Origin of the sequence: Flavobacterium branchiarum, from assembly GCF_030409845.1 — a bacterium.
Classification (GTDB): Bacteria; Bacteroidota; Bacteroidia; order Flavobacteriales; family Flavobacteriaceae; genus Flavobacterium; species Flavobacterium branchiarum.
Map to the genome: position 1 here is coordinate 1,648,667 of NZ_JAUFQQ010000003.1, position 15,225 is coordinate 1,663,891.

Below are 15,225 nucleotides of genomic sequence, written 5' to 3' on the forward strand. Positions count from 1 at the left end.
ATAAAGGATAGGTTTATATAGACAGACTCGTCAGGAGGAAGTGATTTGAATACTAGATGCCACAGAACCCCAATCACATACCAATATTATATTCTGAAAAGCTGAAAATTAAATAGATAAATTAAACAAAATAATTAGATTTTGTTATCTATTATGATTTTACAAGACAATTTCCCTCAAAATTTCTTTTAAAAAACACATTTTCTTTGTTCTTAAACTCAAAAAAATCACTTTTAAAAGTAAGTTATTGATTGTTAATTATCAAGTTTTGATCTTTAAAATGCATTTCGTCGACTAAAAATGCATCTTGTCTAAAACTTATAAAATTGTAGTTTTAATCTGAAATTGCATTGTACATTTGCACCGAAAAATTAATAAAACACAAAATTTATTTAATAATATACCAATGAAAAAAATACTTTTAGCCTCTTTTCTTATGTTAGGTTTTGTTACAGTAAATGCTCAAAATGTAACATTAAATGTTAACTTAAGACCAATCCAAACTTTAGTGGTTAATAATGCACAAAAAGTAGTAAATCTTGATTATACAACTGCAGATGATTACAAAAATGGTGTGTCATCTACAAATACAGATCACTTAAATGTTTACAGTACTGGAGGTTTTCAGGTAAAAGTAAAAAGTGCAAACGCTACAATGCAAAACGGAGGTAAAACAATAGATGCTAACACGATTCAAATTAAAGCAACTGCTGGTTCTGATGCTGTAAATGGTGCTCAATATTCTCAAAACGTTCAGTTATCTAATACTGAAACGACTCTTGTAACTTCTACAAAAGGTGGAGTGGATAAAAAGATTAGTATTGAGTATAAAGGTGCAGGAGCTAATGCTTATATTGACAATTATATTGCAGGTCAAAATCCTACGGTTTACACTACTGAGCTTACATACACTATTGTAAGTCAATAAAACTCTAGGTGAGGATATAAAAAAAGTGTCACAAGTAATTGTGGCACTTTTTTATTTAACTAACTTTGCTTTACTTCGATTTTTGTCCCAAAAAATTACTTTAAACTACCTAAAATGAATAAACTTGCTTTTCTTTTTTGTTTTTTAATTTTTAAAATGCATGCGCAAACTGGTATTTCTGTATCTCCTCCGAGAATTTATTTTGAGTCTAAACCTGGAACGAGTAGTACTCAAAAAGTAACCGTAACCAATGTGAGCTTAAAGAATACTTTAGATCTTGCTGTGAGTCTAGATGATTGGGAATATGACGAAAAAGGGGAAAACATGATGTATCCTTCAAATACTTTAAAAAATTCTTGTGCAAGTTGGATTTCTGTTAAAAACAACGATAATTATTTTACATTAGCTCCTGGAGAAAGAAAAGAACTAGAGGTAACTATTACACCAGTTAAGGTAGCCAATGATAGTTTGCCTGTTCACACTGCTGTTTTATATGTAAGTCAAATGAATCCTGTGGATGATTTTGATAGTAAGGGTTCAAATATTAAGGTTAGTATTCGTTCTGGAATAAAAATTTTTCACACTTTTTCGAATAGTCTTACCAAAAAAATTGAAATTGAAGATTTAAAATTTGATCAATCTACCAATAACTTAAACTTAAAATTTAAAAATCAATCTCAAATTTGGGTGGATGGTAAAATTTCAACTGAAATTATTAATGTAAAAACGGGGAAAAAAGTGGTTGTGAATGATGTCATTTTTTATACACTGCCTGATAATTTACGTAAATTAAGTATTCCTATTACGGAAACTTTAGAGAAAGGATCTTACAATGCATCGATAATTATTGATTATGGTGATTCGTCTTTGTTAGAAATGGCTGAATTAAATTTTAATTATGAATAAATATATTCTTATTACGTTATTTTGTATTCCTTCTTTGAGCTTTTCTCAAGTATCTTTTACTTCTTGGGTAAACTCATATTTACAAATTAATTCCTATAACGGAAATAATAATCCCGATGCCTATACAGTTACATTTGCTGGGAATGGTAATTTGAATATTCCAAATTGGAAACTTTCTGCACGATTGAAACAGAATATTGTGTCAGACGATGGTAAATTTACGATTCCGTCTAATAAAGTTTCTTTTCAACCTATTTCTACAAATGGTCAGGCTTATCCAAATCCGATTCCGACTATTTCACAAATTGGCGCTCCATTAAATGTTTTTTTACAAGAGAATAGTGAATCATTTTTGATACCTAATTCTAATGCCCCAATATATAACAATCCACAAACTCCAAATGGGTATTACAGCCTTCAGTTAAAATATGGTCTAACACTCCTTGGGGGTTCCTATTTAGGAAGTTTTCCTGCATGGACCAGATTTACAGCGTCAGTCGAGTTTACGGCGTACGATCAAAATAATGCTATAATTGGAAAGATGAGTCATGATTTTCAATTCCAAATAGGAAGTATTACTGATGCACTACCACCAGCAGACGTACTTTCTTTAAAAATAAATATGAATGCTGCCAATGGGCTTTTAGAATTTAAAACGATGCAAGATTACAGTAACGGAACGAGTGTCACTTATACTGATGGTCTTTTGGTAAACAGCAGCAGTAATTTTCAGATTAAAGTACGATCTCTACAAAGCAATTTACAATCTGCGACAGGAAATTCAATTCCTGTTGATGTTGTTAATTTAACATTAGGAACAGCAACATCAAACGCCAATCAGCGTATTTTTCCAATTGTTCTTAGTGCCGCCAATCAAACTTTGGTACAAACCAATAATAGTACTAATAATATGTCTTACCGCTACGACATTAAGTATTTTACGTTGCCTCAGGACATGCGTTTGATTAATGCCAAATCAGACGATTATTCGACTACTTTACAATATGAGATTACCCCACAATAACTTTTAAAAGATGCGTTCTTGTAACTTTAAACTTTTATCAATCTTTTTTTTGTTTATACTCGTAAACCATTTGAATGCACAACAGGTTCAAAATAAGGTCACTATGGAGATAGACCGAAATGCTTCTTTTCAAAAAGAATCCTTATTAAGTTTGGTCATAGTTGTTAAAAATACAACACTAGATAAGATAAATGGAAAGATCTATTTTACCTTACCTAAAGGTTTTAGAAACGTGGGATATCAAGGTCTGGAAATTGAAATGCTCCCTGATGAAACACGCCACATTCCGGTTAAGTTTATTGTTGAGGATGATGCTGTTGCCGGATCTTCCTTAATTGTCTGTAAATTAATCGACTCTTCGGGAAAATTGCTTGCAGAGCAAAGTACCAAAAAGGTAATCGAAGTAAACAATACACTTATCATTACTCCCTTAGAAACCTCGATTTACCGATCATCAAACAATGAACCGGTAAAAGTAAAAGTGAAGGTTAGTAATAAAGGGAATATCAAGCAAAATATTACTCTAGTTTGTAAATTTCCAGATCCAACAAATGGTAATTTATTCCTAGAACAGAATGCTGATATCGCTGTAAAAAAAGATTCTATCTTTACCTTCATCTATCTTCCTTCTAGAGAACTGGCTAAACAATCTAGCTATTCGATACGCATATCAGGATTTAGAAATCCAAGTAAAGAAATTTTTGGCAACACGAGTGTAGACGTTCAAAATATCGCAAGTGTGCAACAATATCAAGGCGACTTATTTATTAATTTTTTAGAAGAAACACAAAACCAAATTACCTCTAGTTACAGGAGGTTTGGTGGCGGACTCGATTTTTATCAAGTAAAAGGATCTGGTGGAGTCAATATTCCATCAGGGTATCTGTTTATGCAAGGGAATATTGCTTTATCAAATACGCTTGAAATTCCTTTAGTGACAAATACCAGTTTAACCTATCGTCAAGAAGGAAATCAATATATGATTGGTAATATTAATAAACTCCTAGAAATGACTCTTGTTGGTAGAGGTGCCGAATACAGCCATACTTTCGAAAAAAATCAAAAAGTTGAAGTGGGTTTTGTTGATCAAAATTATAATTTGATAGAAGAAAATAGTTGGCTAAGAAATGGTTACGGCTTTTATGCCAAAGGAATGCTTAACTCTAATAACAGTTCAAGAAATGCATCGACGAGTTACTTGTACCGTTATGATCCATTCGAAAAAGCAAAACATAATATTCTAGGAACTGATGTTAATTATGATTTCAATCCAAATTGGAAACTGAATGCAAAAGTAAACGGCGCAATGAGTGTTTATGAAATACAAGATTTCGTTAAACCTTCTTTTGCTGGAGAAACAAACTATGCTGGAAAAATTAATAACTTCAATATCAACGGGAATTATTATTACAGCTCTGATTATTATCCCGGAAACCGACGAGGAAATATGCTATTGCAGCAGAATATTTCGACCAATATTAAAAAACATAATCTATATGCAAATGTTATTCTTTCTGATTTTGCACCTAAATACTATTCATTTGAAACACAACAAAAATCGGCAAACAATCGAATCGAAATAGGAAACCGTTTTCCTAAATTTAGAGATTTCAGTCTTAATCTAGGGTATCAATATCAAGAGGAAAGTTCTAATAGTTACAATCAGCTTTTTGGAAATTCAGACAAAAATGCAAACCAAAAAATGTACGCCAACCGTATTGTCGAGCAATTTTCATGGATTAGTAATTCATCGCGACAATCAGCCGTTTTAGCACTTGAAACTGGTGTTGTGAAGTACCCAATGCAAACTGAAAATCAGTTTCAGATGAAAATAAATACGAATTATAGTTATAGAAATTTTAATATTAATTCTACTTTTCAATCAGGTAGCTATTATTTATCTGAATATGCTTTTTCTAGTATTGCTGGAAACGGTGTGAATTATGAAAAGCTTACAATGTCTTTATTTTACAACAATAACTTTGCAAACGACAAAGTAAACCTGAGCACGGGAGTTTCTTACATAAAGGATATTGTTTATGGTAAATCACCTTCTGCCTTTATCAATGCCAAGTATAACGCAAAAGCATTTGGTGTTTTTTTGAACTCCTCTTGGTACAATTATTCTGTAGGATCTCTAAGCAATAATACCCTGACTTTTGAAGTTGGTGTAACAGTAAATCTACAGAAAACTACATTGAATCCAGATCAAAAAAGTACCATTAAAGCACTAGTGTATTATGATACTAACAATAATAATAAATACGATGCTGGTGAAAAATACGCTGCAAATTATATGATTAATATCAATAAAATTGCCCTACAAACTAATACTAACGGAATGGCAAGTTATAAGAGAGTACCGTACGGAACCTATTATTTAAAGCAATTCACTCAAGATGGCTGGTATTATGACGATGCTACTTTTGAAATTGATCGACATGTGCACAACCTTTCGATTCCGCTTCACCAAAGTGGAAAAATGCAAGGAAGAGTTTCCTTTACCTACAATACTACAACTGTGGTTGATTTTCAGCACCGCGCTTCTGGTATCTCTTTTAGCATTATGAAAGACAATCAGTTAGTAAAAAAAATATACACTGATGATGATGGTAAGTACATATCATTTCTTCCAATTGGTAATTATGTAATCACTATTGATGAAAAATCGCTACCTGCTAATGCATATTGCGAAGTAGCAAGCCATAACATTACTCTAAAAGCGGGTGAAATTGTAATCGTACCCGAGTTTGTTATAAAAGTAAAAGAAAAGAAAATCAATACTAAAAAATTCTCCAATTAGTAGCTTTTTTTTAACAGGTAAATATCTGTTCCAAAATGAGGTACTGTTTTAGGAGATTTGAAAAACTGTGGAGTTTTCATTTGGAACACGGATGTCATCAGTTGGTATTAAGAACAAAAGTCTTTTCTGCGATGACGTAAATTGAAGGTATCAATCTTGGAATTTAATATCGAAAAAGTTGATAGAGGGAGGGAGGAGATCCGTGAATCCTGATTTTATTTCTATGATGACTCTCTTAGTTGTTACAGATACATCTGAGCACATAATTTAATCTTTCGGTACATTTTTACCTTGTTCTAAAAACAATAAGCCACTCCGTTATGGAATGGCTTATTTTGTAATAGTTACTATGAATCTCTTTGTGGGCAGGGAAAGAATTTCCGCGGTACCGTTGTCTAAATATTTTAGCAGTCGGGTAAATAACTGTTTCAAAATGTGATACTGGTATCTCTTTTTGAAATCTATATGATGTATAATAGATATATGAGGTGTAAAAAGTATATTAAAGTATATATTTTGTGTAAATTTTGCTATATTTGTATATTATAATATACAGATATATGTTAGACAATATAACTATTAAAGATGTAAAACTTAAGATTGGCGAATGGTGTAAGCAATATCGTCAAAAATATGATATGACTCAGGAAGATCTAGCACAAGTATTAGAAATGTCAAGACTTACTATTAGAAAAGTTGAAGAAGGTAAAAATGTTACTCTTGATACTTTGTTAAAGGTAGTAAATCATTTTGATATGCTAGAGAGTCTTTATAATGTTGTTGATACTGATATTTCAAACCATAATATTAATTCCTTATACTAAATTATGGCAGCAAATGAACTTATAGATGTTTTTGCCTTTGGAATTGAAATTGGTAAATTAGGATACAGTGGAGATGAAAAAAGAAGTTATTTCCAGTATAATTCGGAATTTTTAGATTCTGGACGATATAGTAGAATGTTTCCTTTTATTTTTAAAAGACATAAACACGCACAGGTATTTACACAGTTCAATGGAGAAACATTTCGTGGACTTCCGCCAATGATTGCAGACTCGCTTCCGGACATGTTTGGAAATATTATTTTCAAAGAGTGGTTTGAAGCACAGGATTTATCTTTTGATAAAATTAGTCCACTGGATCAGCTGAGTTATGTTGCCAATAGAGGTATGGGAGCATTAGAGTACAGACCAGTAGCCGAAATCCCAAAAACCGAAAACGTAAATTTCGATGAGATAGTTGCCATACTGCAGCAGGTATTAGAAATAAAAAAGGATACTTCTGGAGAAAACCTCAGTGATATTGCACTTTTAAATATATTTAAGCTAGGAACTTCAGCTGGGGGAGCCAGGCCTAAAATATTAGTATCAGAGCATAAGCAGACGCTGCAAATTATTCCGGGTGATGTTGAGTATTCTGAAAATTACAATCATTATTTGGTAAAGCTCTTTATGGATGAAGCCGGGGACTACAATAGAGAAAAAGTAGAATATGTCTATTATTTACTGACCCAGCAAGCAGGTATTGAAATGATGCCATGTAAACTTATTGAAGATAAACATTTTGCTACATTGCGCTATGACAGGCAAAATGGGCGGAAACAACATGTATTGACTGCTTCGGGGTTAACAGGTTGGGATTACGGAAAGCCTGAGCATTCATCTTACGAAAGACTTTTTCAGCTTGCTGTCGGACTCAAGGTGCCACATAAAGATATCAGGGAATTGTATAGAAGGATGATTTTTAATGTTGTATTCGCTAATACAGATGACCATCTTAAAAACCACAGTTTTATCTATGATGAAGAGAAAGATGCCTGGAATTTGGGGCCAGCCTATGATGTTACATATCCAATTGATGCACTTCGTAAATTCTTAAACACCCCTCGTGCTTTATCGATAAATGGGAAACGTCTTAAAATCGTTCTTGATGATGTACTTCCTTTAGCCGAGGAAATGGCAATTAAGAATCCTATCAAAATAATCAAGGAAGTACAAAATGTAATTGCACAATGGGAGGATATTTCAGGGGAATTTCTAATTCCGGAAAAAGTTCGGTCATCTATAATCAAAGATTTTTCACCTTTGATTATTTAAAACATCAAAGACCCTAGTGATTTCTTAGTGAATGCAGGCTAACTTGAATTCTATTTTAACAGTTTGGTACACTTAAAAGTGCTATAAAAACAATAAGCCACTCCGTTATGGAATGGCTTATTTTGTAATAGTTATATGAATCTCTTTGTGGACACGGAAAGAATTTCCACGCTACAGTTATCTAAGATATTTGAGCGGTCGGAATTTTTTTTTGTGCACGTTCGACTATTTTATCAGACATTGCTTTTAGCTGGTGTAAATCATCCAAATCTAGATGTAATGCTTGTAAAATCTGCATCGGTACAGAAGAAGCTTTCTCTCTTAAATTTTTTCCTTCCTCAGTGAGTGCAATCAATACAACACGTTCATCTGCTTTGCTTCGCGTACGTGTTAATAATTTTTTCCCTTCCAAGCGTTTTAGTAATGGTGTTACTGTCCCGTTATCTAGATTAAGCTTTGCGCCGAGTTGGTTAACGGTCTGCTGTCCGTTTTCCCATAATGCCATCATGGTTATATATTGTGGATAGGTTAAATCAATAGCCTCTAATATCGGCCGATAATGCTGCATAATTTCACGATGCAATACATAAATTGAAAAGCATACTTGTTTATCTAACTTTAAAAAGTCTTCCATTTTTAAGAGTCTTAAAATTACAGAAATTGAGTTAAACTACTGTAATTACGTTATTTTTGACAATAATAAAAATATTTGTCTTTGGGTTTTATTTGTATTCAATTACAAATTCTTCTGTCGGAATTCTTACTTTTTTCATTGAACCAATCCAATCTCTTGAAGGATCCGCAATACCTACATACATAAGAGAAACGCTTTTTAATCCTAGGTTATCAAGCTGAAGAACCTTGTCAATAACCGCGTTATCAAATCCTTCTACAGGCGTGGTATCTACTTTCAATTCTGCAGCTTGAGCAAGTGCCAGCCCAAGTGCAATATAAGTTTGACGCGATGTGTGTGCAAAGTTTTTTTCAGCCTCTTCGGCTAAATAAATAGATTTTAATTTGTCTGTATAGCTCTCAAAACGACCGCGTGGCAAATCTCTTTCATCTGTAGTGAAATCGTAAACTTTGTCAATGCGTTCTTCAGTATATCGGTTCCAGGCCGCAAAAATCAAAATGTGTGAAGCTTCTCTCATGCACTCTGGATTTAATGATCCTTCAGATAATTGATTTTTAATATCCTGGTTTTCTACTACAATAAGTTTAAAAGGTTGTAGTCCAGATGAAGTTGGTGCTAAACGTGCTGCCTCAACAATTTTATCAATATCTTCTTGTTTTACTTTTCTAGTAGGATCATATGCTTTTACAGCATGTCGCCAGTTTAAATCTTCTATTAATGCCATTTTTTTTATTTTATTAGTTGTTTGAAACAGTTAATGTAACATCCATATTACCACGGGTAGCGTTAGAATATGGACAAATTTGATGCGCTTTTTCTATAAGAGACTGTGCCTGGTCTAAAGTTACACCTTGAATATTAGCATGTAAGTCTGCAGTTAGGCCGAATGCTCCATTTTCCAATTGTCCAATGCTTACATTAGCAGTTACAGCAGTTTCTCCAGCGTCAATTTTATTTTGTTTAATTATTAAATTTAAAGCACTATCAAAACAAGCGGCATAACCAGCAGCAAACAGCATTTCTGGATTGGCATAATTGTCATTAGCACCTCCAAGACCTTTAGGCATTCTTACTTCTAAGTCTAGTACACCATTGTCACTTTTTACGTGCCCGTTTCTTCCTCCTTTGGCCGTAGCGCCAATTTTATATAATGTTTTCATTGTTTATTGGTTTTAATTCTACAAATGTATTGCTTAAAACTATATTGTGCACAATATAATTTTGATTTAACATTTTTTTAATTCTCAGTAATTAGGTCTAAATCTTCTATTTATTTTGATTCTTTTATAATGAAACCATTTTGGATCAATTCCTTACATGGAATTGTTTATTATAAAAATGTCGAGGAAGAAGCAGAGGTAGACGTCGAGTTAAATACATTCTGAAAACAAAAAAAACAGTAACAAAATAATTTTGTTACTGTTTAATATACAATTTTATCTAATAATGTGTGTCGTTTTTTTTTGGGGGACAGGTATCACTCATGTTTTAATCTAAACGGGTCCATAGCCGTCATGTTAAGTCCCAGCTGATCCTGCAACTCCTTACCATTGTACTTATACTTATAAGGATTTACAAAATTTCTCTAATCGTAATCAGTGAGCTTTACCAATCGTTATGTTTCATAAGAACTTCCATTATTTATTACGAAATAGGTATAGTTTGTTTAGTATCCTAATTAAAGTTGCATTAAAATCTGGTTATTGAGTATAAAAAAAGCTCTCGAATGAGAGCTTAACTTATTAATCATCGTAGTGGAATCTACATTGAAGTATGATGCACTTCTGGTCAACTCCTTTATTTCCTGATACTTTATAAACTAATCGATGTTCACTACTGATTCTACGTGACCAAAAGCCTTTCAAATCATGTCTTAGCGGTTCAGGTTTTCCGATTCCAGTAAATGGATTTTGTTTAACGGATTTTATTAATTCTTTTATCTTTATTGCTGTATCGGTATCGTTTTCAATCCAGTATTCAAACTCTTCCCAACCGTTCTTAGTAAAACAAATATCCATATTTAAGCAGTCTCTAATTCTTCTAAGTCAAAAGTCTTTAGGCTACCTTTTTCCATTTGTTCAATGGATTCAGTAAGTCTCTTTCTATTTGCTTTAGTTGAAAGTAGATGTTGGGTTTCCATAATTGAATTATATTCTTTGATTGATATAATCACAACGGCACCCTCTTCTTCATTTCGGGGAACGATTATTGTTTCTGATGATTCCGAAACTTCGTCAAAATAACCTTTGATGTTTTTTCTTAATGTTGATATAGTTACTGCTTTCATGACGTGTATTTTTTAGATGTACATATTGTACGTTCAAATGTACAAAAAAGTTACATTAAAACGTACTTTAAGTATGAAATATTTATACCAAATCATAACGGTTACAAGGACTGCTACCTATAATAAATACAAAAAAGTATGTGAAGAGAAAGGTATTTGTATCGAATTATTAGTAAAATATGGTTTAAATTATTCAATCATACAGGATTTTACAAAAAAAAACCAGATAGACGCCGAGTTAAATACATTCTGAAAATAAAAAATGAGTACTTATAAAACAAAAAAAAAACAGTAACAAAAATATTTTTGTTACTGTTTAATATTCAATTTTATCTAATAATGTGTATCGCTTTTTTTGGACAGTACACTATGAATATAAAATAATCTAATTCAGAATTTTTTATTTATGAAAGCCCTAAAATAGCTTCAGTAGCACTTTGACCATTTAGTCCTGCCGCACTATTGTCTACTAAAAATAATAATTCACCAGAAACAGGTTTAATTAACTGCATTGGGTAAGTAGTAGGATTATAATCTCCGTATAAAACTTCTTTTAAAGCAGGAGCCTTTTTTTCACCAAAAGCAACAACTAGTATCTTTTCTGCTCTATTTATTAAGGGAGCAGTTAACGTAATGCGATGCATATTTTGAGATTCAAGACGGTAAGCTGCTACCCATTTTGTTTGTTCCTCAAGTACTGCTTCACCTGGGAATAGGGAAGCGGTATGACCATCATCTCCAAGACCAAGTAAGATAAGATCAAATTTGCCATCTTCTCCTAAAATAGATCTAATAGACTGCTCATACGTAACCGCATAATCTTCTGGTGAAACACCATCTTTGTACATCGGAAACACATTACTTTCAGGAATAGGCACATGACTTAAAAGTGTATTATAAGACATTTTTGCATTGCTAAGATCATCCTCAAGAGGTACCCAACGTTCGTCACCCCAAAAGATAAAAACGTTATTCCAGTCTATTTTGTTTTTGTATTCGTCAGAAGCCAAGAGTCTATAGATTCCTGCAGGCGAAGATCCCCCTGTAAGTACAGCTGTAAAGCGCCCTTTTTCAAGTATTGCTTTTTGTGCAGATGCAACAAAAATGTCGGCTGCCTTACTGTTTATGATTTCTATAGTATTATATATTTGTATCATTTTATTTTTTTTATTTCTCTATATTCTGTGTGTTCGAAACCCAAGCATGTCCTTGGCGCGCAAGTAATTCATTTGCAGCTTCAGGTCCCCAACTTCCCGCTTTATAATTAGGAAAATCAGTAGGGACGTTATTTTTCCATACTTCCTGAATGGTATCAATTGCATCCCAAGCTTGTTCAACCTGATCCCAACGCATGAATAGGGTAGGGTCTCCTGCTAAAGCATCTGATAACAAAGTTTCGTATGCTTCTGGTGACATTGTTGAACATTGGAAATAATCAAAGATCATTTCAGCAGGTTGTAAAGAAAGAGACAAACCTGGTTTTTTGGTCATAAATTGTAACTTTATGTCCATTGCTGGTTGTATATTTATGATAAGTCTATTAGGAGTCATTCCTTGGTTATCATAAGAAAAAGAAGAATGAGGAACAGGTTTAAACTGAATGATAATCGAAGATTGTTTTTCTTGCATTCTTTTTCCTGTACGCAAATAAAAAGGAACCCCTTGCCATCTCCAGTTATCAAGATAAATCTTCATAGCGACATAGGTTTCTGTATTCGAATCGGGAGCTATACCTTTATCATTTCGGTATGCAGGAACTGGATTGCCTTTTATTAAACCTTCATCATATTGACCTCTAACAGTGTAGTGATTAACTTCTTCAGGTTTTATACGTCTAATAGATTTCAGTACATCAGCTTTGCGGTTTCGTATGTCGTCAGCGCCTAATGAAGCAGGAGCTTCCATGGCAGTCATACACAAAATCTGAAGCAAATGGTTTTGTATCATATCTTTTAAGGCACCAACTCCTTCATAAAAACCACCACGTTCTTCAACACCTACTTCTTCTGCTACAGTAATCTGAACAAAATCTATGAAGTTACGACTCCATAAGGGCTCAAACATAGAGTTTCCAAAACGGAACGCAAGGATATTCTGAACGGTTTCTTTACCTAGGTAGTGATCAATACGATAAATCTGTTCTTCCTTAAAAGTTTGCGATAGCATTTCATTAAGTTCAATTGCAGAGGTTTTATCGTAACCAAAAGGTTTTTCAATAATGATTCGATCCTTTTTTGCTTTGTTTGCAAGGCGTAACTTTTTCATGTTACCCGAAATTGTTGCTATAAACGAAGGTGCGATAGAAAGATAAAAAAGTCTATTGGCACGTAGACCAAAAGCAGTATCAATACTAGATAATTTTGCATCTAATTCGTGATAAGATTCTTCCTTGTCAATATCATGTCTTAAGTAGGTAATATGAGAAATGAATTTCTCTGTTTCCTCGTTAGAAAGCGCCCCTTTTCTTGAAAAACTCTTTAAGTTTTCTATTACGTAATTGCGAAATTCTTCATCACTTTTTTCAGCTCTTCCTAAGGCAATAATCTGAAATTTTTCTGGCATACGGCCATCGAGGAATAGATTTTGAAATGCTGGAAAAAGCTTTCTTTTTGCTAAGTCACCGGATGATCCAAAAATAACAATTATAGTTGGATCAGTATTTTTGACATTATTCATTGTTTTTGACTTAAAGTTTCTTAATCATTCCATTGGGTATGAAAAGTACCCGGTAAATCAGTGCGTTCGTAGGTATGTGCTCCAAAATAATCACGTTGTGCCTGAATCATATTCGTTGGAAGATTTTCAGATCTGTAAGCATCAAAATAAGCTAATGAATTCATAAGCCCAGCTACAGGTAATCCTTTTTGAACAGCAAATTGAATAACTTCTCTAATACCAGCTTGAGTTGCATTGAACTTAGCTGCAATGTCAGTATCTAAAAGAATGTTTGGCAAATTAGGGTTTGTTGCAAATGCTTTTCTGAAATCTTCAAGAACATCTGCACGAATGATACAACCTCCACGCCATATTTTTGTAACGGTCTCTAAATTTAATTCATAATTATATTCTTTAGAAGCAGTTCTAAGCTGTGCCAATCCTTGTGCATAAGTAATTAGGATAGAAAAGAATAATGCATCTTTTAAGGCACTAATCGCTTCGGGAGCGTTTACAGTTGCTTGTTTGTCATTCCAAACTAATTTGGTAGCAGCTTCAATTCTTTCAGGCTTGCTTTTTGACATATCACGCATAAAAACTGCCGCATCAATGGTAGGAACTGGTACTTGCAAATCCATAGCATTTTGAGAAGTCCATTTTCCTGTTCCTTTAGATTTAGCCCAATCAGAGATTATATTAATTAATCGTTCTCCATTTGGTTCTTTTACTTTAAGGATAGCTCCTGTAATTTCGATTAAGAATGATTTAAGATCTGTTTGGTTCCACTCATTGAAAGTGTTTTCTATAGTGTCTTCATCAAGATTATAACCACGTTTCATTAGGTCATAAATTTCAGAAATAAGTTGCATGATTCCGTACTCAATTCCGTTGTGAACCATTTTTACATAGTTACCCGCAGAACCATTTCCTAAATATTCAACACATGGTTCTCCGTCTACTTTGGCAGCAATAGCTTCAAAAATAGGGCGAAGTCTTTCGTAGGCTTTTTTATCACCACCAGGCATCATACTAGGACCAAATCGAGCTCCTTGCTCACCTCCAGAAATTCCCATTCCGAAGAAATGAATTCCTTTAGCAGATAATTCAAGGAATCTTCTGTCAGTATCAGTAAAATAAGTGTTTCCACCATCTATTATAATATCACCTTCATCCAGATGAGGTAAAAGGCTTTGAATTGCACTATCGACAGGCTTACCTGCAGGTACCAATAACATAATTGCTCTTGGACGCTTGATAAGCTCTACAAAATGTTTAACATCTGTTGTTGCTTCTAATGTATGCTCTGAGTCAGCTTCCTGTTGTAAAGAATTGACTTTTTCTGTATCTAAATCTAAACCTGCGGCAGCAAATTTTTGGCTGGCAATGTTTAAAAGAAGGTTACGACCCATTACGCCGAGTCCGACAATGCCAAAATCAAATGTGTTCATAGTTTTTTAAATTAACTAAGTTGTTAGTAAGTTTTAATTTGCAATGCATTGAAATAATGAGTAGTTATGCTGTTTTTTTAATGCGTTACACACACCGAATTCTATTTTGATAATTGTTATTTATCAGCTAAAAACGGTTGCGCTAAGTTAAATAAAAAGGTTGAAATACTATAGAATAAACGTGTTGTTCTCTAGTATTTACGTTGCTGCATTCAAGAATAGCATTTATGATTATTGAAAAGAGGAATCTAGCTTGGTATTATTAACCCGTTGTTGGTACGAATCAGAATGCAGATAAAACAGATTTACTCCTGAAAATCGCAGGTTTATAAGTACTTAGGGATAGAATCTGAAAGAAGCAGTATAAAGTCGCATCTTAGTGATTATGAATCCGTCTAAATTTGTGAAAAACTATTTAACACATAGAGACATAGTTCCGATAGC

The 15,225-nt window shown here is 33.3% G+C and carries 15 protein-coding genes; 7 read left to right on the plus strand and 8 right to left on the minus strand.

Going from position 1 to position 15,225, the window contains the following annotated elements; all coding sequences use genetic code 11:
• The first annotated feature begins 406 nt into the window (after nt 1-406).
• The 6 genes from QWY99_RS07920 to QWY99_RS07945 all read left to right on the plus strand — a co-directional run bounded on the left by QWY99_RS07920 (nt 407) and on the right by QWY99_RS07945 (nt 7,757).
• The gene (locus QWY99_RS07920) at nt 407-928 is read left to right on the plus strand and encodes a hypothetical protein (RefSeq protein ID WP_290263495.1); all 522 of its coding nucleotides are present in this window, start codon (nt 407-409) and stop codon (nt 926-928) included.
• A gap of 114 nt (nt 929-1,042) precedes the next feature.
• On the plus strand, nt 1,043-1,834 hold the full coding sequence (locus QWY99_RS07925; protein ID WP_290263497.1) for a fimbrial biogenesis chaperone: 792 nt from the start codon (nt 1,043-1,045) through the stop codon (nt 1,832-1,834).
• A complete protein-coding gene (locus tag QWY99_RS07930) occupies nt 1,827-2,858 on the plus strand; it encodes a hypothetical protein (RefSeq protein WP_290263500.1) in 1,032 nt (343 codons plus the stop codon). The genes QWY99_RS07925 and QWY99_RS07930 overlap by 8 nt, the downstream gene beginning before the upstream one ends.
• A gap of 103 nt (nt 2,859-2,961) precedes the next feature.
• Nucleotides 2,962-5,661, plus strand: a complete 2,700-nt coding sequence (locus QWY99_RS07935; protein ID WP_290263501.1) for a hypothetical protein — start codon at nt 2,962-2,964, stop codon at nt 5,659-5,661.
• Between the two features lie 560 nt (nt 5,662-6,221).
• Entirely contained in the window at nt 6,222-6,485 is a 264-nt protein-coding gene (locus QWY99_RS07940) for a helix-turn-helix transcriptional regulator (RefSeq protein WP_290263504.1), read from the plus strand.
• Nucleotides 6,486-6,488: 3 nt separating this feature from the next.
• Nucleotides 6,489-7,757, plus strand: a complete 1,269-nt coding sequence (locus QWY99_RS07945; protein ID WP_290263506.1) for a type II toxin-antitoxin system HipA family toxin — start codon at nt 6,489-6,491, stop codon at nt 7,755-7,757.
• Between the two features lie 181 nt (nt 7,758-7,938).
• Here the strand turns inward: QWY99_RS07945 and QWY99_RS07950 are convergent, their stop codons facing one another.
• From QWY99_RS07950 to QWY99_RS07970, 5 genes are all read right to left on the minus strand, one after another.
• A complete protein-coding gene (locus QWY99_RS07950; protein ID WP_290263508.1) occupies nt 7,939-8,391 on the minus strand; it encodes a MarR family winged helix-turn-helix transcriptional regulator in 453 nt (150 codons plus the stop codon).
• Nucleotides 8,392-8,479: 88 nt separating this feature from the next.
• Nucleotides 8,480-9,115: a nitroreductase family protein gene (locus QWY99_RS07955; protein ID WP_290263511.1), complete on the minus strand. Its 636-nt coding sequence runs from the start codon at nt 9,113-9,115 to the stop codon at nt 8,480-8,482.
• Between the two features lie 13 nt (nt 9,116-9,128).
• Nucleotides 9,129-9,551: an organic hydroperoxide resistance protein gene (locus QWY99_RS07960; RefSeq protein WP_290263513.1), complete on the minus strand. Its 423-nt coding sequence runs from the start codon at nt 9,549-9,551 to the stop codon at nt 9,129-9,131.
• A 582-nt stretch (nt 9,552-10,133) separates the two neighbouring features.
• Nucleotides 10,134-10,409, minus strand: coding sequence for a Txe/YoeB family addiction module toxin (locus QWY99_RS07965; protein WP_290263516.1), 276 nt, complete (start codon nt 10,407-10,409; stop codon nt 10,134-10,136).
• A gap of 2 nt (nt 10,410-10,411) precedes the next feature.
• Complete coding sequence (locus QWY99_RS07970) at nt 10,412-10,678, minus strand: type II toxin-antitoxin system Phd/YefM family antitoxin (RefSeq protein ID WP_290263518.1); 267 nt, start codon at nt 10,676-10,678, stop codon at nt 10,412-10,414.
• A 73-nt stretch (nt 10,679-10,751) separates the two neighbouring features.
• Here QWY99_RS07970 and QWY99_RS07975 point away from each other — a divergent pair, with 73 nt between their 5' ends.
• Nucleotides 10,752-10,931 (plus strand): hypothetical protein, encoded by a 180-nt coding sequence (locus tag QWY99_RS07975; RefSeq protein ID WP_290263519.1) that lies wholly within the window; start codon nt 10,752-10,754, stop codon nt 10,929-10,931.
• 151 nt (nt 10,932-11,082) lie between these two features.
• Here the strand turns inward: QWY99_RS07975 and pgl are convergent, their stop codons facing one another.
• From pgl to gnd, 3 genes are read right to left on the minus strand one after another with little or no spacing between them, the layout of a single operon-like run.
• Nucleotides 11,083-11,835: a 6-phosphogluconolactonase gene (gene pgl / locus QWY99_RS07980; protein WP_290263521.1), complete on the minus strand. Its 753-nt coding sequence runs from the start codon at nt 11,833-11,835 to the stop codon at nt 11,083-11,085.
• Nucleotides 11,836-11,845: 10 nt separating this feature from the next.
• A complete protein-coding gene (zwf, locus tag QWY99_RS07985; protein ID WP_290263523.1) occupies nt 11,846-13,354 on the minus strand; it encodes a glucose-6-phosphate dehydrogenase in 1,509 nt (502 codons plus the stop codon).
• Nucleotides 13,355-13,374: 20 nt separating this feature from the next.
• The gene (gene gnd, locus QWY99_RS07990) at nt 13,375-14,781 is read right to left on the minus strand and encodes an NADP-dependent phosphogluconate dehydrogenase (RefSeq protein WP_290263525.1); all 1,407 of its coding nucleotides are present in this window, start codon (nt 14,779-14,781) and stop codon (nt 13,375-13,377) included.
• Between the last annotated feature and the right edge of the window lie 444 nt (nt 14,782-15,225).

Bases quoted from the DNA above. Each gene is read 5' to 3' on its own strand.
- gnd (WP_290263525.1), bottom strand. From the start codon at position 14,781: ATGAACACATTTGATTTTGGCATTGTCGGACTCGGCGTAATGGGTCGT.
- QWY99_RS07940 (WP_290263504.1), top strand. From the start codon at position 6,222: ATGTTAGACAATATAACTATTAAAGATGTAAAACTTAAGATTGGCGAA.
- QWY99_RS07950 (WP_290263508.1), bottom strand. From the start codon at position 8,391: ATGGAAGACTTTTTAAAGTTAGATAAACAAGTATGCTTTTCAATTTAT.
- QWY99_RS07960 (WP_290263513.1), bottom strand. From the start codon at position 9,551: ATGAAAACATTATATAAAATTGGCGCTACGGCCAAAGGAGGAAGAAAC.
- QWY99_RS07970 (WP_290263518.1), bottom strand. From the start codon at position 10,678: ATGAAAGCAGTAACTATATCAACATTAAGAAAAAACATCAAAGGTTAT.
- zwf (WP_290263523.1), bottom strand. From the start codon at position 13,354: ATGAATAATGTCAAAAATACTGATCCAACTATAATTGTTATTTTTGGA.
- QWY99_RS07930 (WP_290263500.1), top strand. From the start codon at position 1,827: ATGAATAAATATATTCTTATTACGTTATTTTGTATTCCTTCTTTGAGC.
- QWY99_RS07965 (WP_290263516.1), bottom strand. From the start codon at position 10,409: ATGGATATTTGTTTTACTAAGAACGGTTGGGAAGAGTTTGAATACTGG.
- QWY99_RS07920 (WP_290263495.1), top strand. From the start codon at position 407: ATGAAAAAAATACTTTTAGCCTCTTTTCTTATGTTAGGTTTTGTTACA.
- QWY99_RS07925 (WP_290263497.1), top strand. From the start codon at position 1,043: ATGAATAAACTTGCTTTTCTTTTTTGTTTTTTAATTTTTAAAATGCAT.
- pgl (WP_290263521.1), bottom strand. From the start codon at position 11,835: ATGATACAAATATATAATACTATAGAAATCATAAACAGTAAGGCAGCC.
- QWY99_RS07935 (WP_290263501.1), top strand. From the start codon at position 2,962: ATGGAGATAGACCGAAATGCTTCTTTTCAAAAAGAATCCTTATTAAGT.
- QWY99_RS07975 (WP_290263519.1), top strand. From the start codon at position 10,752: ATGAAATATTTATACCAAATCATAACGGTTACAAGGACTGCTACCTAT.
- QWY99_RS07955 (WP_290263511.1), bottom strand. From the start codon at position 9,115: ATGGCATTAATAGAAGATTTAAACTGGCGACATGCTGTAAAAGCATAT.
- QWY99_RS07945 (WP_290263506.1), top strand. From the start codon at position 6,489: ATGGCAGCAAATGAACTTATAGATGTTTTTGCCTTTGGAATTGAAATT.